The sequence below is a fragment of the Bacteroides muris (ex Fokt et al. 2023) genome (genome assembly GCF_024704895.1).
Classification (GTDB): domain Bacteria; phylum Bacteroidota; class Bacteroidia; order Bacteroidales; family Bacteroidaceae; genus Bacteroides; species Bacteroides muris.
Genome location: NZ_JAMZEE010000022.1, coordinates 1 through 24,787 on the forward strand (window position 1 = coordinate 1; position 24,787 = coordinate 24,787).

Annotated in this window: 19 protein-coding genes; 9 read left to right on the top strand and 10 right to left on the bottom strand. The window is 47.2% G+C overall.

The annotated features are described in order from the left end of the window. Window positions 1–201 precede the first annotated feature (201 nt). Window positions 202–1,773: a replicative DNA helicase gene (gene dnaB, locus M1B78_RS10250; RefSeq protein WP_136011201.1), complete on the bottom strand. Its 1,572-nt coding sequence runs from the start codon at window positions 1,771–1,773 to the stop codon at window positions 202–204. A gap of 210 nt (window positions 1,774–1,983) precedes the next feature. On the opposite strand from dnaB, the gene ispE reads away from it, so the two are divergent. Continuing rightward, on the top strand, window positions 1,984–2,817 hold the full coding sequence (gene ispE, locus M1B78_RS10255) for a 4-(cytidine 5'-diphospho)-2-C-methyl-D-erythritol kinase (protein ID WP_257940603.1): 834 nt from the start codon (window positions 1,984–1,986) through the stop codon (window positions 2,815–2,817). Window positions 2,818–2,979: 162 nt separating this feature from the next. On the opposite strand, the gene purT is transcribed toward ispE, so the two are convergent. Together purT and M1B78_RS10265 are read right to left on the bottom strand one after the other, a co-directional pair. Then, window positions 2,980–4,146, bottom strand: coding sequence for a formate-dependent phosphoribosylglycinamide formyltransferase (purT, locus tag M1B78_RS10260; protein ID WP_257940604.1), 1,167 nt, complete (start codon window positions 4,144–4,146; stop codon window positions 2,980–2,982). A 132-nt stretch (window positions 4,147–4,278) separates the two neighbouring features. After that, the gene (locus M1B78_RS10265) at window positions 4,279–5,796 is read right to left on the bottom strand and encodes a DUF4301 family protein (RefSeq protein WP_136011204.1); all 1,518 of its coding nucleotides are present in this window, start codon (window positions 5,794–5,796) and stop codon (window positions 4,279–4,281) included. Window positions 5,797–5,902: 106 nt separating this feature from the next. Here M1B78_RS10265 and M1B78_RS10270 point away from each other — a divergent pair, with 106 nt between their 5' ends. Together M1B78_RS10270 and M1B78_RS10275 are read left to right on the top strand one after the other, a co-directional pair. Next, window positions 5,903–8,122: a RelA/SpoT family protein gene (locus M1B78_RS10270; RefSeq protein WP_136011205.1), complete on the top strand. Its 2,220-nt coding sequence runs from the start codon at window positions 5,903–5,905 to the stop codon at window positions 8,120–8,122. 20 nt (window positions 8,123–8,142) lie between these two features. Then, the gene (locus M1B78_RS10275) at window positions 8,143–8,514 is read left to right on the top strand and encodes a diacylglycerol kinase family protein (protein ID WP_257940605.1); all 372 of its coding nucleotides are present in this window, start codon (window positions 8,143–8,145) and stop codon (window positions 8,512–8,514) included. On the opposite strand, the gene M1B78_RS10280 is transcribed toward M1B78_RS10275, so the two are convergent. From M1B78_RS10280 to M1B78_RS10310, 7 genes are all read right to left on the bottom strand, one after another. Then, on the bottom strand, window positions 8,490–9,440 hold the full coding sequence (locus tag M1B78_RS10280; protein ID WP_257940606.1) for an MFS transporter: 951 nt from the start codon (window positions 9,438–9,440) through the stop codon (window positions 8,490–8,492). The two genes, M1B78_RS10275 and M1B78_RS10280, sit on opposite strands and share 25 nt — an antisense overlap. Before the next feature lie 7 nt (window positions 9,441–9,447). After that, window positions 9,448–10,269 carry a 3-methyl-2-oxobutanoate hydroxymethyltransferase gene (panB, locus tag M1B78_RS10285; RefSeq protein ID WP_257940639.1) on the bottom strand — a complete coding sequence of 274 codons (822 nt, stop codon included), beginning with the start codon at window positions 10,267–10,269 and terminating at the stop codon, window positions 9,448–9,450. A gap of 43 nt (window positions 10,270–10,312) precedes the next feature. Further along, on the bottom strand, window positions 10,313–10,960 hold the full coding sequence (locus M1B78_RS10290; protein WP_136011208.1) for an HAD family hydrolase: 648 nt from the start codon (window positions 10,958–10,960) through the stop codon (window positions 10,313–10,315). Window positions 10,961–11,109: 149 nt separating this feature from the next. Next, window positions 11,110–13,434, bottom strand: coding sequence for an ABC transporter permease (locus M1B78_RS10295; RefSeq protein ID WP_257940607.1), 2,325 nt, complete (start codon window positions 13,432–13,434; stop codon window positions 11,110–11,112). A gap of 27 nt (window positions 13,435–13,461) precedes the next feature. Then, the gene (locus M1B78_RS10300; RefSeq protein WP_257940608.1) at window positions 13,462–13,635 is read right to left on the bottom strand and encodes a hypothetical protein; all 174 of its coding nucleotides are present in this window, start codon (window positions 13,633–13,635) and stop codon (window positions 13,462–13,464) included. Window positions 13,636–13,680: 45 nt separating this feature from the next. Then, window positions 13,681–14,364: an ABC transporter ATP-binding protein gene (locus M1B78_RS10305; protein ID WP_257940609.1), complete on the bottom strand. Its 684-nt coding sequence runs from the start codon at window positions 14,362–14,364 to the stop codon at window positions 13,681–13,683. Between the two features lie 25 nt (window positions 14,365–14,389). Continuing rightward, a complete protein-coding gene (locus M1B78_RS10310; protein ID WP_257940610.1) occupies window positions 14,390–16,705 on the bottom strand; it encodes an ABC transporter permease in 2,316 nt (771 codons plus the stop codon). A gap of 283 nt (window positions 16,706–16,988) precedes the next feature. Between M1B78_RS10310 and M1B78_RS10315 the strand changes: the two genes are divergently transcribed. The 6 genes from M1B78_RS10315 (at window position 16,989) to M1B78_RS10340 (ending at window position 24,740) form a co-directional block, all read left to right on the top strand. Beyond that, a complete protein-coding gene (locus tag M1B78_RS10315; protein ID WP_257940611.1) occupies window positions 16,989–17,795 on the top strand; it encodes a metallophosphoesterase family protein in 807 nt (268 codons plus the stop codon). Further along, on the top strand, window positions 17,770–18,432 hold the full coding sequence (locus M1B78_RS10320) for a hypothetical protein (RefSeq protein WP_257940612.1): 663 nt from the start codon (window positions 17,770–17,772) through the stop codon (window positions 18,430–18,432). Before M1B78_RS10315 ends, M1B78_RS10320 begins: the two co-directional genes overlap by 26 nt. Before the next feature lie 310 nt (window positions 18,433–18,742). Beyond that, window positions 18,743–20,113: a sigma-54-dependent transcriptional regulator gene (locus tag M1B78_RS10325; protein ID WP_257931902.1), complete on the top strand. Its 1,371-nt coding sequence runs from the start codon at window positions 18,743–18,745 to the stop codon at window positions 20,111–20,113. Further along, window positions 20,103–21,410, top strand: coding sequence for a sensor histidine kinase (locus tag M1B78_RS10330; RefSeq protein ID WP_257940613.1), 1,308 nt, complete (start codon window positions 20,103–20,105; stop codon window positions 21,408–21,410). Before M1B78_RS10325 ends, M1B78_RS10330 begins: the two co-directional genes overlap by 11 nt. Before the next feature lie 95 nt (window positions 21,411–21,505). After that, a complete protein-coding gene (locus M1B78_RS10335) occupies window positions 21,506–22,957 on the top strand; it encodes a potassium/proton antiporter (protein WP_257940614.1) in 1,452 nt (483 codons plus the stop codon). Between the two features lie 115 nt (window positions 22,958–23,072). Further along, a complete protein-coding gene (locus M1B78_RS10340) occupies window positions 23,073–24,740 on the top strand; it encodes a long-chain fatty acid--CoA ligase (RefSeq protein WP_176468574.1) in 1,668 nt (555 codons plus the stop codon). Window positions 24,741–24,787: the final 47 nt, after the last annotated feature.

A 24,787-nucleotide genomic window follows, 5' to 3' on the forward strand; every position in this document is an offset into this window, starting at 1 on the left:
ACAAAAAAGCCAACTAATTCGCAACATTTTGTGTATGAATTAGTTGGCTAATTTTATACTATCTACTGAATCTCCCTAGAATAAGCAAACAGACTAGAATACAGTATTTTAACATGGCTACACCCTTTGCGCCTGAAGGTGTAGCCATTACTCTACGATGGTATAGGTATTCAAGGCAAAGGGTGTAGCTATAAAAATATATCAGAAAGGCAGTGGGCCGTCTGCCCCCATACCTCCAAACGGGTTGTCTGTCTGTAACGGAAAGTCGCTAGCCGATGGGGGCGGCGGTGTGGCCGTACTTCCAATAGGCGCATTCATACGTGAGCCGAATGTAGCTCCTCCACCCTCTGTCGGAGGTGGGATAACCATATCATCCTCCGGGTTCTGGAAACGGGTGTACTGCCCGATAAATCTCAGACGCACATCCCCTACGGCACCGTTACGATGCTTTGCAATGATGATTTCTGCCATACCACGCAAATCACTGCCATCGGCAGAAGTATAAATCTTGTAATATTCGGGACGATGGATGAAGCACACCATATCAGCATCCTGCTCGATGGCACCAGATTCACGAAGGTCACTCAACTGGGGACGCTTGCCTTCTTCGCCTTCACGGTTTTCCACACCACGGTTCAACTGCGACAGAGCGATGATGGGAATGTTCAGCTCCTTGGCCAGCCCCTTCAATGAACGCGAAATGGTACTAACTTCTTCCTGACGGCTACCAAAAGACATTCCGCTTGCATTCATCAACTGAAGGTAGTCGATGATGATAACCTTCACTCCATGTTCACGTACCAGACGCCGTGCCTTTGTACGGAGTTCGAATACCGACAAAGAAGGCGTATCGTCCACATAGAGCGGAGCATCCAGCAAATCACGCAGTTTGTAATCCAACTGCTGCCATTCATAGTCTGCCAACTGACCGCTCTTGATTTTTTCACTCGGAATCTCGCACACGTTAGATATCAGACGGTTCACCAACTGCACGTTACTCATTTCAAGCGAGAAAAGCGCTACAGGATTGCGGAAATTCACGGCAATGTTTTTCGCCATGGAAAGTACGAATGCCGTTTTACCCATGGCAGGACGGGCTGCAATAATAATGAGGTCGGACTTCTGCCATCCGGAAGTCATCTTGTCAAGTTTGGTATACCCACTTTCCAAACCACTCAAACCATCGGTACGGGCAGCAGCTTTCTGAATCAAATCATAGGCTTCGGCAATAACCGGATTAATCTGCGTGTAATCCTTCTTCATGTTCTGCTGGGAAATCTCGAACAGTTTTCCTTCAGCCTCCTGCATCAAATCATCCACGTCCAGCGTCTCGTCAAAAGCCTTGCTCTGGATATTGCTGGTAAAAGTAATCAGTTCACGTGCCAAAGCTTTCTGTGCAATAATACGTGCATGATATTCGATGTGTGCGGAAGATGCCACCTTACTACTGAGTTGGGTAATATAGAACGGTCCTCCCACTTCTTCCAGTTCTCCCCGCTTGGAAAGCTGCTCCTTCACGGTGAGGATGTCGACCGGCTTCTGATTCACTGCCAAATCGGTAATGGCGGAATATATCAACTGATGTCTATGCTCATAGAATGACTCCGGACGAAGGATTTCACTTACCAGCGAATAAGCGTCCTTCTCAATCATCAAGGCTCCTAAGACAGCTTCTTCCAGCTCCGGTGCTTGCGGCTGAATACGTCCGTAGTCTGTTACGGGCTGTGGTGTCTTTCCTTTCGGAGTGCGAGATGTTCTTCTTTGTTCTGCCACTTTAAAAATTAAAAATTAAAAATTGAAAATTAAATGAACTTCCCTTTTGGAAAGGGGAAGCAAAGATAAGCGAATTTATTTATAGGCGGTAAATAAATCATTGTTAAGTTTCAATCTACTATGAACAGAAATCACTAACTTTGTCTTCGGAAACTGCCTCACAGCTTTCCTTTTTTAATTTTAAATTATTAATTATCAATTATCAATGCCATGCTGACTTTTCCAAATGCCAAAATAAACCTGGGACTGAATATCACAGAGAAACGTCCGGACGGATACCATAATCTGGAAACCATTTTCTATCCGGTTCCCATAGAAGATGCTTTGGAAATAAATATTTTGAATGAAGGAAACGGAAAGTTTCGTCTGCATCAGGCAGGTCTGGAAATTGAGGGAGAAGCGGAGAGTAACCTGGTAGTGAAAGCCTACAAGTTGCTGGATGACCGGTTCAACCTTCCTCCGGTAGAGATTCATCTCTTCAAGCATATTCCCTCGGGAGCCGGACTGGGTGGCGGCTCGGCTGATGCTGCCTTCATGCTGAAACTTCTGAATAATAAGTTTGAACTCGGACTACCGGATGACACTCTGGAAGAGTATGCCGCCAAGCTGGGTGCCGACTGTGCCTTCTTCATCAGAAACCGTCCGACTTACGCAGAAGGTATCGGAAACATTTTCTCTCCCCTTCCTCTGTCACTGAAAGGATACCAGATATGGTTGGTGAAACCGGACATATTCGTCTCTACGCGGGATGCCTTTGCAAAAATAAAACCGCATCATCCGGAAATGTCTCTGAAAGAAATAGCCCGATTACCCGTAGAAGAATGGAACGGACGAATGGTCAATGACTTTGAAGAAAGCGTATTCCCCCAATTCCCGGCTATCGGAGAAATTAAGAAAGAGATGTACCGACAAGGAGCTGTATATGCCTCCATGAGTGGTTCAGGGTCATCTGTTTACGGATTATTCAAAGAGGATGCCGTATTGCCGGAAGTGGATTTCGGGGAAAAAGTTTTTGTATACAAAAGCCAGTTCACTGATATTTAAAAATATATCAACACAACGTACTGATTCCCGGAAACAAAAGTACATCCAGGTTGTTCTTACAGAAAGTTAAAAACAACCTAGATTGTGAAAGAACTAAGAGATTGATGATTTGTCGATGACATCCATTCACCAACAAATCACCAAATTATTCATCACCAATCATTAATACACCTCTATCTTATCTGCAATACGCTTCGCTTTGTCGCGCAGCGTGTCAAGGTCACTGCCAAGAGGTGCATAACACAGCACTACACCCATACGACGGTTTACGCGGGTAGTAGGCTTGCCGAAAATACGCAGATAAGTATCCTCTTCTTTCGTAACCTCTTCCATACCGCGATAGTTGGGACGTTCTTGGCTAGCTATCGGAGAGAGGATGACTGCACTGGCTCCTATACGCTCCTGCTTGATGCCAGGAATAGGCAGACCGAGCACCGCACGGCAGTGCAATTCAAACTCATTCAGATTCTGCGTTCCGGCCAAGGTTACCATACCTGTATCGTGCGGACGTGGAGAAAGTTCGGAGAAATAGACACCGTTCTCATGGCTGAGAAAGAATTCCACTCCCCACAATCCGGCACCGGTCAAGGCACGGGTCACCTTCTCTGCCATATCCTGCGCCTCCTTCAGATGGGCAGGGTCAATATGGGCAGGCTGGAAACTTTCACGATAGTCTCCACCTTTCTGTACATGGCCGATAGGTGGACAAAACAAAGTCGGGCCATTCTTCTGCGTTACAGTGAGCAATGTTATCTCACTGTCGAACTTAATGAACTCTTCAATGATAAGTTCTTTGATGTCTCCACGGCTACCATTACAGCCATACTCCCAGGCATGCTCTAATTCGTCGGCACTTTTTACGAGAGACTGGCCTTTGCCGGAAGAGGACATCAGCGGTTTCACCACACACGGGAAACCAATCTTTTCAGCAGCAGCTTTCAGTTCATCCAAAGATCTGGCATAAAAATATTTAGCAGTTTTCAGTCCCAACTCTTTAGCTGCAAGGTCACGTATAGCCTTACGGTTCATGGTAAAGTTCACGGCGCGGGCACTGGGCACCACTTGAATACCTTCTTTCTCGAAATCATACAGACGTTCCGTACGGATAGCTTCGATTTCCGGAACAATGATATCCGGCTGGTGTTTTCGCACTACACGTTCCAAGGCATCTCCATCGAGCATACTGAATACTTCACATTCATCTGCCACTTGCATGGCAGGCGCTCCGGCATACGAGTCGCAGGCGATAATATACTGGCCTTTGCGTTGGGCGGAAATGACAAACTCTTTGCCCAGTTCACCGGAACCCAACAATAAAATCTTTTTCATCCTATCTATTTATTTACTATTTGACGATTTACAATTTAACACTATACAATCAGACGATTTACTACTTACCATCCGCTGCCCGATTACAGCGCAGCCAATAGTAAATAGTAAATCGTCTAATAGTAAATCCTCTTATTGGTGTTGGTCTCTCAACAAGTCATTCACCGTTTTTACCGGATTGAACGTCGTCAGAGGCACTTCTACAAACACTGTGTTCCAGTCGCTCATGGCTCCGTTCCACAAACCGGGGAGTTCAAGCGCTTTCAAATCCTTTCCGTTCTTGGACTTATAGGAAATGAACCCCGTCGCTTTATCCACATACTTCACAAGATTAAACTTATGCCCTTTATAGTCACGTACGGCGCAAACCAAATCTACCGGATTGAAATGGGTACCCTTTTCAAACATCTCCTTCTTTTCCGGGTCGCCCATATCAATCTGCGAACTTTCCAGAATCTGCAAAGAGATAGTACCGTCATTGTTGTATGCCAAGAACGGCCCCCCACCCGGTTCGCCTACGTTTTTCACCATACCGCAAACACGCATCGGACGGTTCAGCTTCTCTTTCAGATATATAACTAACTCGGCATCTTCCAGATTCTTTGTCTCCGGATTCTTGCAATAGAGTTGTTTCTGTAGGAATTGCAGGATTTCAAGAATTTGTTCGTGCGTATACTTCCCGCTGTCAAGCAACTGCAAATAAGCAAACGCTCTCTGTTGTAAAGCTACCAGTACACCGGCAATCAGTTTCTTATATAACACGGTATCACCTTTCAGTTTGTCGGGTACCACATTGTCTATATTTTTTATAAAAATAATATCCGCATCAAGGTCGTTCAAATTTTCAATCAATGCACCATGACCACCCGGACGGAACACAAGTTTGCCACTGTCACGGAACGGTTTGTTTTCCATATCGGCAGCAATGGTATCGGTACTTGTTTTCTGCTCTGAGAAAGTAATCTCGTAATCCACCCCATACTTCTTTGCATAAGAGGCAGCCTTTTCGTCTACCAAAGCCTTGAACAAAGCACGGTGTTCAGGCGAAACCGTGAAATGTACATTCACCTTACCATTCTTATTGGCAGCATACAACGCTCCTTCTACCAAATGTTCTTCCAGCGGCGTGCGGCTATTGTCTTCATACTTATGGAACTTCAGCAATCCTTTGGGCAGAGCACCATAGTTCAGTCCGGCTCCTTCGAGCAAAGCAGCAACAACCGCCTTGTAGTTTCCGGCAGCAACCAAAGCCGGTATGCCCTTTCCTGTACCCCTCTGACAGGCGGTATTCAGGTCATCATAAAAAGCAAACTTCTCTATTCTCTCAAAAAAAGTCTTTTCAAAACTTGTCTGGGGAGCATCATAGTTTGCCCCGAGAAATTCAAACAAGTTTTTGAACATACGACTGGCAGCACCCGAAGCAGGCACAAACTTTACCACCACTTTATCGGTTTGTGTATATGCCTCCCACGCGTCCAGATATTTCTTCTGTTCATCCGTATCCGGAGCCAATATACCTTTTTCTACAGAAGCGGCGGCAGACAGCTTCAAGTATGGAAAACCTTTTTCGAAACAAGCCAACTGTTCGGCTATTCGTTCTTCGGAGATGCCTTTATTTTCGAGCAACTCTTTGTCTTGCGGTGTTATCATATATATCTTGTTTTATTAATTCATGCCCAAAAATACAAAAAAAGCAGAACTGCTGTCAAGAAAATGAAGAAAAAACTTACCTTTGAAGCATAAAATACGGACGATTATGGAAACTGATGAATTTTTCACTACCCGAGAGAAAGATTTGCTCTTCTCTCTCTACCGCAAACTGTTGCAACTTTCCGGAGAAACCCTTCGGAAAGGAGACTGTAAAAAACTGAAAACGCATCTTATTAGTACCATACAGAACAACCGCATCCAGCGTGACCTATTCGGTTTGAATCCCGTCATCAAGGATATGCAGACGGCTGTCATCGTGGCCGAAGAAATCGGCATGAGACGTGCTTCCATCCTAGGACTTATGTTGCACGACTCTGTACGCTGCGGCACTTGCACTACACAGGAGGTGAAGCAGATTTATGGTGAAGATGTGGCAGGCATCATCCGCGGATTGATACGCGTGAACGAACTCTATGCCAGAAGTCCTGCTATCGAATCCGAAAATTTCCGCAACCTATTGCTTACCTTTGCCGAAGATATGCGTGTCATCCTCATCATGATTGCCGACCGCGTAAATATCATGCGGCAAATCAAGGACTGCGAAAATGACGAAGCCCGTCGGCAGGTAGCCAATGAGGCGGCATATCTCTATGCTCCCTTAGCTCATAAACTGGGGCTATACAAACTTAAATCGGAACTGGAAGATCTTTCACTGAAATATACCGAAAAAGAAGTTTACTACCACATCAAGGAGAAGCTAAACGAAACTAAGGCATCGCGCGACAAGTACATTGCTGCTTTCATAGCACCGGTACGGAAGAAGCTGGAAGAGGCCGGACTCAAGTTTCACATCAAAGGACGCACCAAGTCCATCCACTCCATCTACCAGAAAATGAAGAAGCAGAAATGCCCCTTCGAAGGTGTATATGACTTGTTTGCCATCCGTGTCATCCTGAATTCCAGCCAAGAAAAAGAAAAAATGGACTGCTGGCAAGCCTACTCCATTGTAACAGATATGTACCAACCCAACCCGAAACGGCTTCGAGACTGGCTGTCTGTACCAAAGAGCAACGGCTACGAATCACTGCACATCACCGTGATGGGGCCCGAAGGCAAATGGGTAGAAGTACAGATACGTACCGAACGCATGGACGACATTGCCGAACGCGGTCTGGCCGCCCACTGGCGATACAAAGGGGTGAAAGGAGAATCGGGACTGGACGAATGGCTGACTTCCGTACGCGAAGCTTTAGAGAATTCGGACAGCAACGGGCTGGAAACCATGGACCAGTTCAAACTGGATTTGTACGAAGATGAAGTCTTTGTATTTACCCCCAAAGGCGATTTGTTCAAACTGGCCAAAGGCTCCACCGTGCTCGATTTTGCGTTCCACATTCACAGCAAACTGGGATGCAAGTGCATCGGTGCCAAAGTAAACGGCAAGAATGTACAGCTGAGGCAAATGCTGCATAGCGGTGACCAAGTGGAGATAATGACATCGAATACGCAGACGCCCAAGCAGGATTGGCTGAACATCGTAACCACCTCCAAGGCCCGTACTAAAATACGCCAGGCATTGAAAGAAATGGTCGCACGCCAGCATGCCTTCGCCAAAGAGACATTGGAACGCAAGTTCAAGAACCGGAAGATAGAGTATGATGAAGGAACCATGATGCGCCTCATCAAGCGCCTCGGCTTCAAGATAGTAACCGACTTCTATCAGGCTATAGCCGATGAAGAGCTGGATGTCAACGAGATTATAGACAAATACCAGGAACAGCAAAAACGGGAAAACGATACGCGCGACGAGATAACCTATCGCAGTGCCGAAGGCTACAACTTGCAGCAGGGAATACCCGAAGAGATAAGTACCAAAGAAGATGTACTCGTCATCGACCAGAATCTGAAAGGGCTGGATTTCAAGCTGGCACGCTGCTGCAACCCCATCTATGGAGATGATGTATTCGGCTTTGTCAGTGTGACGGGAGGCATCAAGATACACCGTTGCGACTGCCCCAATGCCAGCGACTTGCATTCACGTTTCGGCTACCGCATCGTAAAGGCACGCTGGGCCGGAAAGTCACAAGGTACACAGTATCCTATCACCCTGCGTGTAGTAGGACATGATGATATCGGTATCGTGACCAACATCACTTCCATCATTTCCAAAGAAACGGGCATTACTCTGAGAAGCATCGGTATTGACTCGCATGACGGACTGTTCTCCGGAACACTGACCATCAAGGTAAACGATACAGGGCATTTGGAAGCGCTCATCAAAAAACTGAGAACTGTAAAAGGAGTAAAACAAGTCACAAGGAATTAATGTATTAGCACATTAAAAGTATGCAGTACGACTTTAAAAAGCAGTTGCGCAGTTTCGGCTATGCCTGGAAAGGTATCCGGTGCTGCGTAGGAAAAGAGCAGAACCTAAGCTTCCATCTGATTGTTACGGTACTCACAATAATTGCCGGATTCTTATTGGACATTACCCGGACTGATTGGACGATTGTCATCCTCTGTATCGGTGTGGTAATAGCTGCCGAGCTGTTCAATACCGCCATTGAGAAGCTGGTCGACCTGGTTTCTCCGGAACGACATCCCATTGCAGGGCAAGTAAAAGACATAGCCGCCGGAGCAGTACTGGTATGTGCTGCAACGGCGGCCATTATAGGATTGATTGTATTTATCCCCTATCTTACCCGCTTCTTCTTATAATAAGGATAGGTCAGCAGCACAAAGAAGAATACTGCAAGCATAGCGGCAACAGATGCCACATGATATACCAGTACTCTGTCCATCAGATAGCAAGACACTGTCATACCGGCCAACAGCCCTCCCTCCATAAACAAATGGCAAGTGGTGTTTGCCGTTCCACGCTGGCAGTGGTGTGACAATTTGACAAACATCTTCATGAACGGGACTGTAATGAACACCAATACAGCCAATGCCGCCAATGACCAGTAATCGCCCACAAACATCAGCGGTAGCAATGCTCCCGGTGCAAAAGCAATCAGCAGCATATTGATGGCAGGCACCCATGCACGCGGCAATAAGAAGCGATCCATATTGCACAGCGACACACCTATCGGAGCACGGAAAGCCACATATACCCTCGATGCGAAAAAGATGCCGGCCAATCCGGTAGCTACGGACAAATAGGTCACCATACGGAAACCATACATCTTATACATGCCAATGCCCAAAACAACCCCCACCAGCATACCCAAGCGTGCAACCCATGCATATACCATGTTTCCTGCACTGCGACGCGCGGAAGTCGTTATGTCAATGGCCACCGTAATGCCCGCTGTGGTTGCCAGCCCGAAACATGCCCCCTGCACAGCGGCAAGCAGCAGAAATTTCGTATAACTATCCACAAAGGCATACCCCAGAACAGCCGTCAGCATAATGAATGTGGAGTAAAGGAGCACGTGCTTCCTTTTATATTCATCGACCAGATAAGCATGGAAAGGCCCCACAGCAAACATGGCCATCACAAAAACCAAGAACATGCTACCCACCTGCCCGGCGGAAACGCCCAGCTGCTCTCCCTTCACAAAAGGAAGCAGAGGAAAAAGCATGTAGACGGATGTATACAACAACAGATTTGCCACACACATCCGCCAAAAGTTGAGAGTCATTAGTTTGTTAGTACTGTTCTTTCTCATTCGGGAAATCTAAATTCTTCACATCGGATACATAACGGCTGATGGCATCCGTCATCACTGTATGCAGGTCGGCATAGCGACGCAGGAAACGGGGACGGAAACCGTTATTCATACCCAGCATATCCTGAACCACCAACACCTGGCCATCCACATCACCACCGGCACCGATGCCGATAACGGGTATAGTCAGCTCACTGGCCACGCGGGCAGCCAATGCGGCAGGAATTTTCTCCAATACCAGTCCGAAACATCCGGCTTCTTCCAGCAGATGCGCATCGCGTACCAGCTTCTCGGCTTCGGCATCATCCTTGGCACGAACCGTATATGTTCCATACTTATTGATAGATTGGGGCATCAGTCCGAGATGTCCCATGATGGGAATACCGGCGCTGAGAATACGCTTTACCGTGCCGATGATTTCCTCGCCTCCCTCCAGTTTGAGAGCGTCGGCATGGCTTTCTTTCATTATACGGATAGCGGAAGCCAATCCCTCCAGTTCGTTGCCCTGATAAGAGCCGAAAGGCATGTCGACGATGACCATGGCACGCTTCACACCGCGAACCACGGATTTGCCATGATAAATCATCTGGTCGAGCGTAATGGGAAGCGTGGTAACATTGCCTGCCATTACATTGGAAGCAGAATCTCCCACCAGAATCACGTCTACACCGGCACCATCTACAATCTGCGCCATAGTATAGTCATAAGATGTCAACATTGATATCTTTTCGCCTCTTTGCTTCATTTCAACAAGGCGATGTGTAGTCACTTTACGAGTGTTGTCTGAAATATAACCCATGATGATATTTTTTATTAATCGGGCGCAAAGGTAATCCTTTTTCTGATTACTTGTGCAATTGAGTTAATTTATCGTAAGTGAATCCCTGAAAGTCATCCAATACATAATGGCACAACGGAGCTATGTCTTCACGGGAATTGGTGGTTGCCAACCCTATAACGGTAGCTCCTGAAGCCATGCCGGCTTTCAGCCCGTTGAAGGAATCCTCGAATACATATGTTGTGTCGGGAGTTGTGCCGAGAACCTCCATACCCAACAGAAAACAATCCGGTGCAGGCTTGGAAGCCGTAAACATCTCGGCCGTAAGGATACGGTCGAAAAGAGTCTTTATTTCGGGATGAACCCGATAGACAGCTGCCATCTTCGCTTCGTTGGAACTGGTCACCACGGCAGTCTTCACCCCATTCCCGTGTAGGTCGGCAATGAAGTCAAGCACTCCGGGAATAAAGTCGAATGACATCTCCTGTTCAAAACGGTTCAACCGTTCGGTAATTTCAGCCTGCTCCTTCACCATGCCAGGGAAAAAGGTATCATATATATAAACCAATGTCTGGCCTTTCACCCTACCTTCAATATCGTCCATACCTAAATATTGCTTTCCCATTTCATGCCAGAAGTGGCTGTACTGCGTTTCCGTGTCTACCACCACACCGTCAAAATCAAAAAGTACGGCGGTTGCTTTTGTTGTGTCCATAAACATTCTTTTACCTAAATCTGTTAATACCAAAACATTATAATGCACAAAGGTGAGAATAATCTGCGAATCGAACAAATAATTCTCACCTTTGTACTTCTCAATTGACTCATATCAAATGAACTACTTGCATCTATTTAGGAAACTTTTTATTCACTCTTTATGCTATTCACCGGGTTCTCATTGGCTATCCGCCAAGTGCGCCATACTATGCAAACGGCAATAACCGTTAAGATTAGGATAGCTACTCCCACATGGAGCCCGGCATCCACCGTTATTTTCTCAGCAAAGATTTCCAGCCAGCAATGTCCGAGAACAAAAGCGGCAAAACTTCCGAGAAAAACCGCAGGCAATGCTATCCAGGCAACTTCTCTTGTCAGCAAGCCGATAATGTCACTCGATTTCGCCCCGTTCACCTTGCGGATGGCTATCTCCTTGCTGCGACGGCAGATTTCATCGTTGATATACCCAAACAAGCCCATCAGTGCAATGAAAAAGATAGAAATACTGGTCAGAAACACCGCGTTGCGGAAACGATACACATTTACATATTCCTCATCCAAGGTTTTTTCCAAAGAAACGAACTCCACCTCTTCTGTGGGAAATGCTTCCAGCACCGTACGATTCAATGTGGCAAGATTCTCTTCAAAAGGTTCCTTCAGCCTTACGTAATGCGCGTAACCTAGCTTTTCTTTCCATCCTACAAGTACGGGCGTCTGCTCCTTGTATGCGCTGTACACCGGATAATCTTCCATTATACCAACCACCGTCAGGCTTTCTCCTTCATGGTTTATGACACGTCCTACAGCACTTCCCTCCCAACCGGCCTGACGTACGAAAGTACGATTGACTATCAGCTCGTGATTCTCCGAGGCGAAATTGGATGAACGCTTTTTAGGGGTAAAGTTACGCCCCTCCACAATATCCACCTGCATCATCGGAAAAAAGTTGGGAGAAACCCAGTCCATACGGGCTGTCACTTCAACACCTTCACCCGTGCGAAAAGTTTCACCACAATAGCCTTGGCAGACAAGCTGGCTGGAACAAGTATAATCTTCCACCATGGGAAGCTCTTTGAAAAAGGACAACCGGTTTTCGTAACTGCCTCCCAGCTTGGCCCAACATATCGCCACGCGCTCCGGATTGTAACCCAACGGACGGTCTACCACCGACTGATACTGCCGGAACACGACCAGCAAAAAGCAAAAGGCAAAAGCAACACCCAGAAACTGGATGAAAAGCAACGGACGCTTCCAAGACGCATTATGCTCCGTATACCGACGGAAGACCTGCGTCACCGGGATGGACGAGAACAAGCATGCCGGCATAATGCCTGCCAACAGAAAAACAAGCAATACCACCAAGAAAGGCATCCACAACGTCTGTATGGCAAATAAAGAAGCAAGCCGGACTGCTGCTATCTCCTCTACGAAATCAGCAAAAAGATACATCAACAGCCCCACCCCGGCAATGGATAACAACACCATCAATGCTGTTTCAGTGAGGAACATGCCGAATACCGTACCGGCGGAAGCCCCGCTACATTTATGCACTCCCATCTCCTTGGCACGATGGGACAAGGAAGAGACGGATATCAGCACATAATTGAAAGCTGACACCAGCAAAATGACGATTGCAAGAAGAGTAGTCGCCAATATCATGGTACGTACCGTAGAGTTTCCAGTATGATAATCTGCCAATGAACGGAAAACAAACGCTTTCTCTCCTCCGGCATCTTGCCCGAAATCAGGCATATATTTTTTCATCAATTCCGGAAGACGCGTTTCTACAACACGCACATCCTGTTCCGGATGATGGAAACGGGCAATTACCGTATAGCTTATGTCAAATCCCCATCCCGCCCTCTGTTCATTCCAGAGTTCGGCCATGGGAACCACCGCATCAAAGGGAAAATCCGTATTCTCCGGTTGGTTCTGAAAAACGCCTCTGACAATGTAGGGAGTCTTGTGATTCAGATAAAGCACCTTGCCTATTACCGTATTCAACGGCGCCCCCTCCCGCAACTTATCTGCCAGCATACGGGAAATGAAAAGAGCGTCCGGGGTTTTCAATTCTTCGGTATTGCCCGTCAAGACCGGGATTCCTAATGTGGAAAACAAATGTGTATCACCAAAAACAGTCAGTCCCGACAAGCGGACATTACCATGATAAAAGTTCCAGTCTTCCATCCGGCGCATCACCGTGGCGTCTTCTACCTGGCCGGGAAAGTTCTCGCGCAAGGCCTCTGCAAAAGGCCCGTATACATACTCCTGCATTCCAGCCGTCGCATGGTTCTTATAAGCCAGATAAAGCTGATTCGACTGCCGGAAAGAGTGATTATAGCTCAACTGGAATGCCACGCAGGCAAAAAGCAAAATACTCATAAACAAACCGAGTGTCAGAGAAATAAGCTTCGTCACATTATTCCCCCGCCCACGCAACAACATCAAAATGCTATAGTAAAGTAGTTTCATTATTCTTTTGACTATTTAGACAGACTCCTATTCACTTTTTATGCTCTTTACCGGATTCTCATTCGCTATCCTCCATGCTTTCAGCACCACAACCGCCACTATCAACACAATGACTATCCTATTATCCACACGGAATAGGCTGTAGTCATACTCCTTCTCGGAAATGCCTGCCTTTATGCGCTGCATGCGCAACATCACCACCCGGTCCGGCTGCTTGTAGAGAATGAATCTTCCGGTTTTCTTCTCTTACAATCCTTGTGCAGTGATATTTGCCACGATGCTACCGTCAAACAGATGTATCGTGCGGTGTGCAAAGCTGGCGTCATGCTGAGAGTGGGTTACCATAATAATCGTAGTGCCCTCTTTATTCAGTTCCGTCAACAAATTCATCACTTCGGCTCCGTTCTTGGAATCCAGGTTACCGGTAGGTTCATCGGCAAGTATCAGCTTGGGATTGGTTACGACCGCACGGGCTATCGCCACACGTTGCTGCTGACCGCCGGAAAGCTGTTGCGGGAAGTGTTTGGCACGGTGGCTGATGTTCATTCTTTTCAGTATATCCTCTACCATGCGTTTGCGCTCACTTGCCTTCACGCCGAGGTACGTAAGGGGAAGTTCCACATTCTCATACACATTCAGTTCGTCTATCAGGTTGAAGCTCTGGAACACAAATCCCAACTTGCCCTTGCGCACACGGGTACGTTCCTTTTCCTTCAAGTCCGCTACTTCCTGACCGAGGAGCTTGTAACTGCCCTCCGTAGGATTGTCTAGCAATCCGAGGATGTTCAGCAAAGTGGACTTGCCGCAACCTGACGGACCCATAATGGCTACAAACTCCCCCTGTTTTACATCGAGGCTGACGTGGTTCAATGCTACAGTCTCTACTTCCGAAGTACGGAATACTTTACTGATGTTGTTAATTTCAATCATGATATTCTATATATTAATATAATTGTTATTCGCTCTTAATGCTGTTTACCGGGTTTTCGTTTGCTATCTGCCAGAACTTGCAAAGTACGCAGGCTACGATAATCACCAGATTGACCATCACTACCAGTACGTATACTGCCCAACTGACGGGAACACGCTCCGCGAACTGCTCCATCCACATTCCGTTGACATGCCATGCCAATACCGTACCGATGACGACTGCCGGAGCTGCCACAACGAGTATATCCCTCGACAGCATTTCCAAGATGCCGGAAGCCTCTGCCCCGTTCACCTTGCGGATGGCAATCTCCTTGCTGCGGCGGTGTACCTCGTCGATGGTATACCCAATCAGCCCCATCAGCATGATGAAGAATATGGTCACTGCCGCCATCAAAGTGGCATTGCGGAATACACGGACAGAATTATAGCTGTTCTCGATTCTTTTTTCATAACCGGTAAAGTCAATGGTCCGGTCACGGAAAGCCTCGACTACATCGCGGTTCAGCTTCTGCAGATTTTCGGTAAAAGGCTCTCTTAAACGGACATGTACCGTTCCATAAAAACTCTTGTTTCCCCGGGCTATGAAAGGCATCTTCTCGGTTCTGAAACTCTCTATCTGGAAATCCTTCAACTGCCCTACGACCTTGAATGTATTCCCTTCGGTATATACCGTACGGCCCACGACGTCGTCTCCCCAACGCATCATCTCGGCAAAAGTCTCGTTCACCACGACTTCCTCTTTATCGCGTGCCATACGTCCTGTCTTCATAGTCATGCCCATCAAGGCAGGAAAGTCCTCGCGCATGTAATAAGAAGCACGACAAGAGAAAAGTGCCTGCCCGCTCTCACTATGAATCATCGCACCACTATATCCGCTAATGGGGGTGCTGTTGGCGCTGGACACCGCTTCCACGTAGGGCAATCCCTTGAAGAACTGACAAGCTGCATCACGCGTCGCTTCATTATCCCAGTAGGCATTGCCTATGGCTATCTGCTTGGGATTATACCCCATATCCTTTTTCAGTACATACTGATATTGCGACATCACCACACACATCAATCCACTGATGAATGCCACGCCTGCAAACTGCACAAACAGCAACGGACGCTTCCACCCCTTTTTCCCCTCGGTATAGCGGCGGAACACCTGCGACACGGGAACACGCGCAAAGAGCCGGCCCGGCAACACGCCTCCCACAATAAACAGCAGAAGCACTACCGACAATGGTACCCAGATACGCTGCGGAGCCAACAAGGTGGAAAGCTTTACCACGACCGTGTCTTCCACAAAATCGCGGAAGTTAATCATTATCAACGCCATCAACAGCAATGCCGCCACAATGATGATGCCCGTTTCCAGCAAAAACATACTGAAAATCGTGCCACCGCTCGCACCGCTGCATTTATGTACGCCTACCGACTTGGTGCGGTGGCTCAAAGAGGAAATGGAAATCAACACATAGTTCAACGCCGCAATGAAAAGAATGGCAAAACCAAGAATACTCATGATGACACGCATCCGACGCACATCATCATAATTGCGATATGTATCACGGATGGGCTGTACAAAAGCCGTGTAACCGTACACTTTTTTATCTTCCGCCGGGCGGTATTTGTCTATCATGGCATCAATACGCGCATTGACAACAGATTTGTCGGCACCGGGACGGAAGCGGATAAACTCTACCCAACTGTCTCCCCCGCTCCACGAGTAGGCATTCCAGTTGCGGCTCCACAAGGTAGGCATCGAGATAACCGCTTCCGGATTGATTGTGGCGTTCTCAGGCAAATTGGCATAGATTCCCTTCACCGTCAGGTCAAACTGATGGTCATAATTAAGCGTTTTTCCTATGGGATCCTCTTCGCCGAACACTTTCCTTGCAAAGCGTTCACTCAAGAAAATGATATCCTTCTGCACCAAGTCCTTTTCGGGATTCCCGTTCAGGACTTCAACGCCCATAGTACGGAAGAACAGCGAATCGGCGGCAATTTTCCTATCATTAAGCCGCACGCTTCCATTGTAAAGGGGAGCAGATACCATAGACATGCTTAAACTTACCGCTGATTCCACCTCTTGAGGAAAGTTCTCCAGAATGGCCCCTGCCACGGGACCGTAATTCCACTCCTGAGGCTCAGACTTCTCTCCTTTCACCGAGAATATCGACCATACCTGATACAAGTTATCATAATCCTTGAAGCAAGTGTCAAAACTCTGTTCATATGCCACGCGGGAGAAAAGCAGAATACTCATCGTCAATCCCAATCCCAAAGAAATGACCTTGATGATATTCGAACCGCGTCCCCGCAGCAAAGTCTGAATTACATAATAGATTTGTTTCATTCCGTTTATCGTTTATTGGATATATTTTTTGCTTTCCATATTGCAGAAAGCGTGCCAGAGAATACACAAATCTGATTATCAGCGAATATCGTATTACAGAAGAAGACAAAGGTGTCTAATTTTTAGACACTCCCGTCTAAAAATTAGACAGAGGCCGAATCTCTGTTCAGCCTCATAGAACAAAAAAAAGGGAAATTAGAAAAGAATCCATAAGAATGAAAACTTTACCTTTGCCCACAGTTTTCTAAAGATAGAGTATAAACGTAAAATGAAGCACCTGCACATGAAATTCCCCAAACTCTTATATCCTTCATTCCTATGCCTGCTTATAGCCGGCTGCGACATGATAGATTATCACCCTTACGATGTACACATCAGCGGTGAAACCGATGTCAATGCCCACAACATTGCCCAAATAGAGCAGAACTGCCAGAACAAGACAACAATCCGGTTCGTAACAATGGGTGACTCCCAACGCTGGTATGACGAGACCGACGACTTTGTAAGCCACCTCAACAAGCGGGACGACATAGATTTCGTCATTCATGGCGGAGACGTCAGTGACTTCGGCGTAACAGACGAGTTCCTTTGGCAACGGGACATCATGAACAAACTCAAGATACCCTATGTGGTACTTCTCGGCAACCACGACTGCCTGGGCACGGGCGAAGAGACTTATCGCGCAATATTCGGAGACCCCAATTTCTCCTTCATTGCAGGACGGGTAAAGTTTGTCTGCCTGAATACCAACGCCATCGAATTCGACTACTCCCGCCCCATTCCCGACTTTGAATTTCTTGCCGCACAGATAAGCGACCGTGAAGAGGAATTCGATAAAACCGTCGTGTCCATGCATATACGCCCGTTCTGCAACGAGTTCAACAATAACGTGGCACATGTATTCCAGCGTTACATCAAGGAATTTCCCGGACTGCAGTTCTGTACATCCGCACACGAACACCATCGCTTCGAGAAAGACCTCTTTGAAGATGGGATAATGTATTACATGAGCGACTGCATGAAGAACCGCAATTACTATATATTCACCATAACCCCCGACGGATATGAACGCGAAGTGGCATATTATTAATCATCTGGCATGTGCCGTCGTCTTCTTGTCGGTATGCTCTTTTTCTGCTTTTTCACAAGATATTAGGGAGAACCGTTACGACCGCCGCGTACACCGCTACCGCAGGCATTGGGAGGCCCTGATTCCGACACACACAAAAATTCAGTTTGCCGGCAATATGGGGTTGCTGTCATTCGGTACCGGATGGGATTACGGCAAAAGAAACCAATGGGAAACAGACGTATTCTTCGGAGTATTGCCCAAATACGACTCCAAACGTACCAAGCTGACATTCACCGTCAAGCAGAACTACCTTCCCTGGAGCCTGCCAATCAAGCAAAGCCGTTTCTCTGTAGAACCGCTGGCTTGTGGCATGTATCTGAACACGGTGTTCGGCAATGAATTCTGGGTCAACGAACCGGAACGCTATCCTAAAGGGTACTATGGATTCTCCTCCAAGGTGCGCACCCATGTATTTTTAGGACAGCGCATCACTTACGACATCGACCCGCAACGACGGTTCACGGCCAAAGAAATCACTTTTTTCTATGAAATAAGTACATGTGACCTATATGTAGTCAGCGCCTTCACCAACAAGTATCTGAAATCCAAGGATTATCTGAGTTTGTCGTTTGGCGTCAAACTGCAACTGCTATAGGTTCTTTTTTCAGTACTGCCATGGATTCTTACTGAAATTGCTGCAAACTAATTTCTGTTTTACTTAAATCTATTCGTTCCACAATCGTTATATTATCGTCCGACAGTTGTTGAATTATCGTCCGACAGCTGTCGGACGATAATTCAACAACTGTCGGACGATTAATTCTTAGTAAGCAAAAATATAGAATAAAGCGGCATAAGGATTTGCTAAATGAGAAGGAGAATCTTAATACTTTGAAAACTGAGAGATTTGCCGAATATAATGCAGATAAATCATTAACTTTGCCCACAGAAAACAGAAATAGTTTATGGCAAAAAAAAACGGAAACATCCTGATTGTTGATGATAACCGAGGCGTACTTACCGCCTTGCAGCTTTTGTTGAAGCCATATTTTGAAGGGATAATCACACTTCCCTCTCCCGTAACCCTGCCCAGCGTATTGCGGGAAAAGTCATGGCAAGTGGTTCTTCTTGACATGAACTTCACCTCGGGCATCAATACCGGCAACGAGGGATTATACTGGCTCCATGAAATAAAAAAGCAATGTCCCGCCCTGCCCGTAGTGCTGTTTACCGCCTATGCCGACATAGACCTTGCCGTACGGGGAATCAAGGAAGGAGCCACAGACTTCGTCGTGAAACCCTGGAACAACCGGAAACTGGTGGAAACCTTGCTGAACGCCGTATCGGCTTCTGAAACAAAATCTCCGGCCAACAGCCCAAATGCCGGACGTACGGCAGAAAACAGCCACCCGCTTGCGGATACCCGCAACATGTATTGGGGAAACAGCCCCGCCATGCAACAGCTTCGTCTTTTGGTGGAAAAAGTGGCCTCTACCGATGCCAATATTCTTATTACAGGCGAGAACGGTACCGGTAAAGAGATGCTGGCACGCGAAATACACTCCCTCTCATCCCGCAACCGGCAGGACATGGTAAGTGTGGATATGGGTGCAGTCACCGAAAGCCTTTTCGAAAGCGAGCTGTTCGGCCACATGAAAGGCTCTTTCACCGATGCCCATGCCGACCGTGCCGGCAAGTTCGAAGCAGCCGCGCACAGCACCCTCTTTCTCGATGAAATAGGCAATCTCCCCTATCATCTGCAAGCCAAACTGCTGACTGCCATCCAACGCCGCAGCATTGTCCGGGTAGGCAGCAACACTCCCATTCCCGTAGATATACGGCTGATTTGCGCTACAAACTGCAACCTGCCCGAGATGGTGGCAAAAGGCGAATTCCGCGAGGATTTGCTGTACCGCATCAATACGATACACCTCGAGATACCCTCGTTGCGCGAGCGGCCCGAAGACATCATCCCCCTTGCAGAACTTTTCATCGCCCGCTTCTGCAAGCAATATGACAAACCCTTCGTCAAGCTGACGGATGGCGCCCGCGAGAAGCTTACGCTCCACCCCTGGTATGGCAATATCCGCGAACTGGAACATGCCATCGAAAAAGCCATTATCATCTGTGACAACGACACCCTTCCCGCAGAACTGTTCCAGCTGGCACGGCGAACCGGCACTCCCGAAGCTTCCGCATCCACGCTCGAAGAAATGGAAATGCAGATGATACGGAAAACGCTCGACAAATGCAGTGGAAATCTCTCTGCCGTTGCCGCACAGCTGGGCATCACCCGACAGACGCTGTACAACAAAATGAAGAAGTATGGCCTCTAATTATACATTCCGTGTTGCCGTCAGTCTGGCAGTAGCGCTCCTTGCAGGGGTGATGTGGACTGTCGACATATTTTGGGGCGCTCTCTGCACCGCGCTGCTTCCCATAGTCTTGTACTGGCAGCAGAAGTTATACCGCCATCACGTGCGGAAGGTACTTTTCATGCTCGACGCCATCGAAAACAACGATAACGCCATCCACTTCTCTGAAACGGAAAACACTGCCGACGCACGCCTCGTGAACCGTGCATTGAACCGGGTTGCCCATATACTCTATAATGTGAAAAGCGAAACAGCACAGCAAGAAAAATACTACGAACTCATTCTGGACTGCGTGAATACCGGTATCCTTGTGCTGAACGATAATGGTGCCGTATATCAGAAAAACAGCGAAGCCCTCCGCTTGCTGGGCCTCAATGTCTTTACCCACGTCAGCCAGCTGAATCGCATAGACCCGCGTCTTTCGTCCCTCCTTGACAATTGCCGGCCGGGAGACAAACTGCAAATGCCTTTCAACAACGAGCGAGGCACTGTAAATATGTCCGTCCGCGTCAGCGACATTACAGTCCGTAAAGAGCATCTGCGCATCCTCGCCTTGAACGACATCAACAACGAACTGGATGAAAAGGAAATAGATTCCTGGATCAGGCTCACCCGCGTACTGACACACGAAATAATGAACGCCGTCACTCCCATAACCTCCCTGAGCGATACACTGCTGGAACTGACCGAGGCACAAGCCTCCAAAGAAGAAATCAGAAACGGCCTGCAGACTATCAGCAGTACGGGCAAGGGCCTGCTCTCTTTTGTGGAATCATACCGGAAATTTACCCGTATTCCCACCCCCGAACCATCCTTGTTCTACGTAAAAAGCTTCATCGAGCGGATGGTCGAACTTGCCCGTCACCAGCACCCCAATGTCCAGGCCACCTTTCATACGGACATCGCACCAAATGACCTTATTCTATATGCCGACGAGAACCTGATATCACAAGTGGTCATCAATTTACTGAAAAATGCCATGCAAGCCATCGAATCGGATAAAAATACAGATAAAGAAGGACATATCAACATACATGCCTACTGCAATGAAGCAGAAAACATACTGATAGAAATTTCCAACAACGGACCTGCCATTCCCAATGACATTGCCGAACACATATTTATCCCCTTCTTTACGACCAAAGAGGGCGGAAGCGGTATTGGACTGAGTATTTCCCGGCAAATCATGAGGCTGTCCGGCGGAAATCTATCTTTATTACCAGGTAAAGAAACCACATTTATTTTAAAGTTCAATTGAACTATTTTAGATTTGTATTTGTTAAACACATTGCATATCTTTGTACTATTATACATTAAGAAAGAGCACATTGCAAACTATATAGCATAGAATTTATGATATTTACAGCAGGAAACATACTACTTATAGGTTCCATATTACTTTTCGTCAGCATCATTGTCGGCAAGACCGGATACCGTTTCGGGGTACCAGCGTTATTACTTTTTCTTGTCGTCGGCATGCTGTTCGGCAGTGACGGATTGGGGTTGCAGTTCCACAACGCCAAAGAAGCACAGTTCATCGGCATGGTTGCCCTCAGCATTATTTTGTTCTCCGGCGGTATGGACACCAAGTTTACGGAGATAAAACCCATATTGACTCACGGCATTGTTTTGTCAACTGTAGGAGTACTACTCACGGCCCTCTTTACCGGATTATTTATCTGGTGGCTGTCCGGCATGAGCTGGACCAACATCCACCTGCCGCTGATAACCTCCCTTTTGCTTGCATCCACCATGTCATCTACCGACTCAGCCTCTGTATTCGCCATTCTGCGTTCACAAAAAATAAACCTGAAACATAATCTGCGCCCCATGCTGGAGCTGGAAAGCGGTAGTAACGACCCGATGGCATATATGCTGACCATCGTGTTGATTCAATTCATCCAGTCCTCCGGAATGGGAGTTCCCCAGATATTAGGCTCTTTTGCCATACAGTTCATTGTCGGCGCTGCAACCGGTTATTTCCTCGGAAAGCTGGCCATCCTTATGCTAAACCGGCTGAATATAGACAACCAAGCACTCTATCCTATCCTATTGCTGTCTTTCATATTTTTCATCTTCTCCATCACCGACCTGCTGAAAGGCAACGGTTACCTGGCCGTGTATATTGCCGGAATGATAGTGGGCAATAACAAAATCATGCACCGGAAAGAGATTTATACTTTTATGGACGGACTGACCTGGCTTTTCCAAATCATCATGTTCCTCTGCCTCGGTCTGCTTGTCAACCCCCATGAAATGTTGGAAGTTGCAGTCGTGGCATTGCTCATCGGCATATTCATGATTGTTGTGGGACGTCCTCTCAGCGTTTTTCTCTGCCTGCTGCCCTTTGGCAAGAGAATCACCCTCAAGTCACGGCTGTTCGTATCGTGGGTAGGATTACGTGGCGCAGTACCCATTATCTTTGCCACCTATCCCGTGGTAGCCAATGTGCCCGGTGCCCATGTCATCTTCAACATTGTATTCTTTATAACCATCGTCTCGCTAGTCATCCAGGGTACCACAGTCTCCCGGGTGGCCCGGCTGCTAAACCTCTCTACCCCGCTGGAAAAAACCGGAAATGATTTCGGAGTCGAACTGCCCGAAGAAATTGACTCCAACCTGCACGATATGACCATTACACAAGAAATACTGGACCAGGCAGATACTCTAAAAGACATGAACTTGCCCAAAGGTACACTGGTGATGATTGTAAAACGCGGAAATGAGTACCTTATTCCGAACGGGACATTAAAGCTTCATGCCGGTGACAAGCTGCTTCTTATTTCGGAAAATGGCAAGGAATAAGAATTACGGATAGGTTTCTATCCGTCCTAAGACAAGAAAAAAGCGGAAACTATTTGCTTTGCATCACTATAAGACCTATCTTTGCGCAGTTTTAACTAAAGTGTGCAACAGCTGAATGGAACAAGAACAAGGGTTCATCGATTATATAGAACAAAGCATTATTAAAAACTGGGATCGCAATGCCCTGACAGACTACAAAGGAGTTACACTACAATACAAAGATGTGGCAAGAAAAATAGCCAAATTCCATATCGTATTGGAAAGTGCCGGTATACAGCCCGGAGACAAGATTGCCGTTTGTGGACGTAACAGTGCACATTGGGCAGTCGCTTTTCTGGCAACGGTTACCTATGGAGCCGTCATTGTTCCCATTCTGCATGAGTTCAAGGCTGACAATATCCACAACATCGTCAACCATTCCGAAGCCAAATTGCTATTTGTCGGCGACCGCGCATGGGAGAATCTAAATGAAGAGGCAATGCCCCAGTTGATGGGGATTGTACTGCTGACGGATTTCACTCCGGTGGTTTGCCGAAATGAACAACTGATGGAGGCTTTCGAACACCGCAACGTCCTCTATGGCGCACGCTTCCCCAAGAATTTCCGTCCCGAGCATATCAGCTACCGCAAAGAGGAGTCGCCCGAAGAACTGGCTGTCATCAACTACACTTCAGGGACTACGGGATATTCCAAAGGGGTCATGCTCCCTTATCGTAGCCTGGAGTCCAATGTAGCCTATTGCCATGAAATGCTTCCCGTACGTCCGGGAGACCATATCGTATCCATGTTACCTCTGGGACATGTCTTTGGCATGGTGTACGATTTCCTGTACGGTTTTTCCGCAGGTGCCCATCTGTACTTCCTTACCCGTATGCCGTCTCCCAAGATTATCGCACAGTCATTCTCCGAAATCAAGCCACGGGTCATTTCATGTGTACCGCTCATCGTAGAGAAGATTATCAAGAAGGACATTCTGCCCCGGATAGACAATAAAATAGGCAAGTTGCTGCTGCGGATGCCCATTGTCAACGATAGAATAAAGGCTGACATGCGCAAAAAGGCAATGGAGGCTTTTGGCAACAATTTCGATGAAATCATTATCGGAGGAGCACCGTTCAATGCGGATGTGGAACGTTTCCTGAAGCAGATAAGTTTCCCCTACACCATCGCATATGGCATGACGGAATGCGGTCCCATCATTTGCTCCAGCCGTTGGGAAACACTGAAACCGGCTTCCTGTGGCAAAGCAGCCACCCGCATGGAAGTGAAGATTGCCTCCCCCGATCCGCAGAACGTGGCAGGAGAAATAATCTGTAAAGGTGCCAATCTGATGCTGGGCTATTACAAGAATGCCGAAGCCACCTCCCAAATCATCGATATAAACGGCTGGCTGCACACTGGTGACCTTGCAACGATGGATGCCGAAGGATATGTCACCGTCCGCGGACGTAGCAAGAACATGCTACTCACAGCCAGCGGCCAGAATATCTACCCCGAAGAAATTGAAAGCAAGCTGAACAACATGCCATACGTATCCGAATCACTCATCCTATTGCAAAAAGACAAACTTGTGGCCCTTATCTATCCCGATTTCGACGATGCATTCGCCCACGGCTTGGAGCAATCGGACGTTGAGAAGATTATGGAGGACAACCGGAATGAATTGAATCTGCAATTACCGGCCTACAGCCAGATTACAAAAGTCAAGATACACTTCGAGGAGTTCGAGAAAACAGCCAAGAAGAGTATCAAGAGATTCATGTATCAAGAGGCAAAAGGATAAGGGGAATGGGGCAAACTGCTCTTTTAACGCTTTCTTTTTGTTAACAA

Excerpts from the sequence above, each read along its gene's own strand:
- ispE (WP_257940603.1), top strand. The coding sequence starts at position 1,984 with ATGCTGACTTTTCCAAATGCCAAAATAAACCTGGGACTGAATATCACA.
- purT (WP_257940604.1), bottom strand. The coding sequence starts at position 4,146 with ATGAAAAAGATTTTATTGTTGGGTTCCGGTGAACTGGGCAAAGAGTTT.
- M1B78_RS10265 (WP_136011204.1), bottom strand. The coding sequence starts at position 5,796 with ATGATAACACCGCAAGACAAAGAGTTGCTCGAAAATAAAGGCATCTCC.
- M1B78_RS10270 (WP_136011205.1), top strand. The coding sequence starts at position 5,903 with ATGGAAACTGATGAATTTTTCACTACCCGAGAGAAAGATTTGCTCTTC.
- M1B78_RS10275 (WP_257940605.1), top strand. The coding sequence starts at position 8,143 with ATGCAGTACGACTTTAAAAAGCAGTTGCGCAGTTTCGGCTATGCCTGG.
- M1B78_RS10280 (WP_257940606.1), bottom strand. The coding sequence starts at position 9,440 with ATGACTCTCAACTTTTGGCGGATGTGTGTGGCAAATCTGTTGTTGTAT.
- M1B78_RS10290 (WP_136011208.1), bottom strand. The coding sequence starts at position 10,960 with ATGGACACAACAAAAGCAACCGCCGTACTTTTTGATTTTGACGGTGTG.
- M1B78_RS10295 (WP_257940607.1), bottom strand. The coding sequence starts at position 13,434 with ATGAAACTACTTTACTATAGCATTTTGATGTTGTTGCGTGGGCGGGGG.
- M1B78_RS10305 (WP_257940609.1), bottom strand. The coding sequence starts at position 14,364 with ATGATTGAAATTAACAACATCAGTAAAGTATTCCGTACTTCGGAAGTA.
- M1B78_RS10310 (WP_257940610.1), bottom strand. The coding sequence starts at position 16,705 with ATGAAACAAATCTATTATGTAATTCAGACTTTGCTGCGGGGACGCGGT.
- M1B78_RS10315 (WP_257940611.1), top strand. The coding sequence starts at position 16,989 with ATGAAATTCCCCAAACTCTTATATCCTTCATTCCTATGCCTGCTTATA.
- M1B78_RS10320 (WP_257940612.1), top strand. The coding sequence starts at position 17,770 with ATGAACGCGAAGTGGCATATTATTAATCATCTGGCATGTGCCGTCGTC.
- M1B78_RS10325 (WP_257931902.1), top strand. The coding sequence starts at position 18,743 with ATGGCAAAAAAAAACGGAAACATCCTGATTGTTGATGATAACCGAGGC.
- M1B78_RS10330 (WP_257940613.1), top strand. The coding sequence starts at position 20,103 with ATGGCCTCTAATTATACATTCCGTGTTGCCGTCAGTCTGGCAGTAGCG.
- M1B78_RS10335 (WP_257940614.1), top strand. The coding sequence starts at position 21,506 with ATGATATTTACAGCAGGAAACATACTACTTATAGGTTCCATATTACTT.
- M1B78_RS10340 (WP_176468574.1), top strand. The coding sequence starts at position 23,073 with ATGGAACAAGAACAAGGGTTCATCGATTATATAGAACAAAGCATTATT.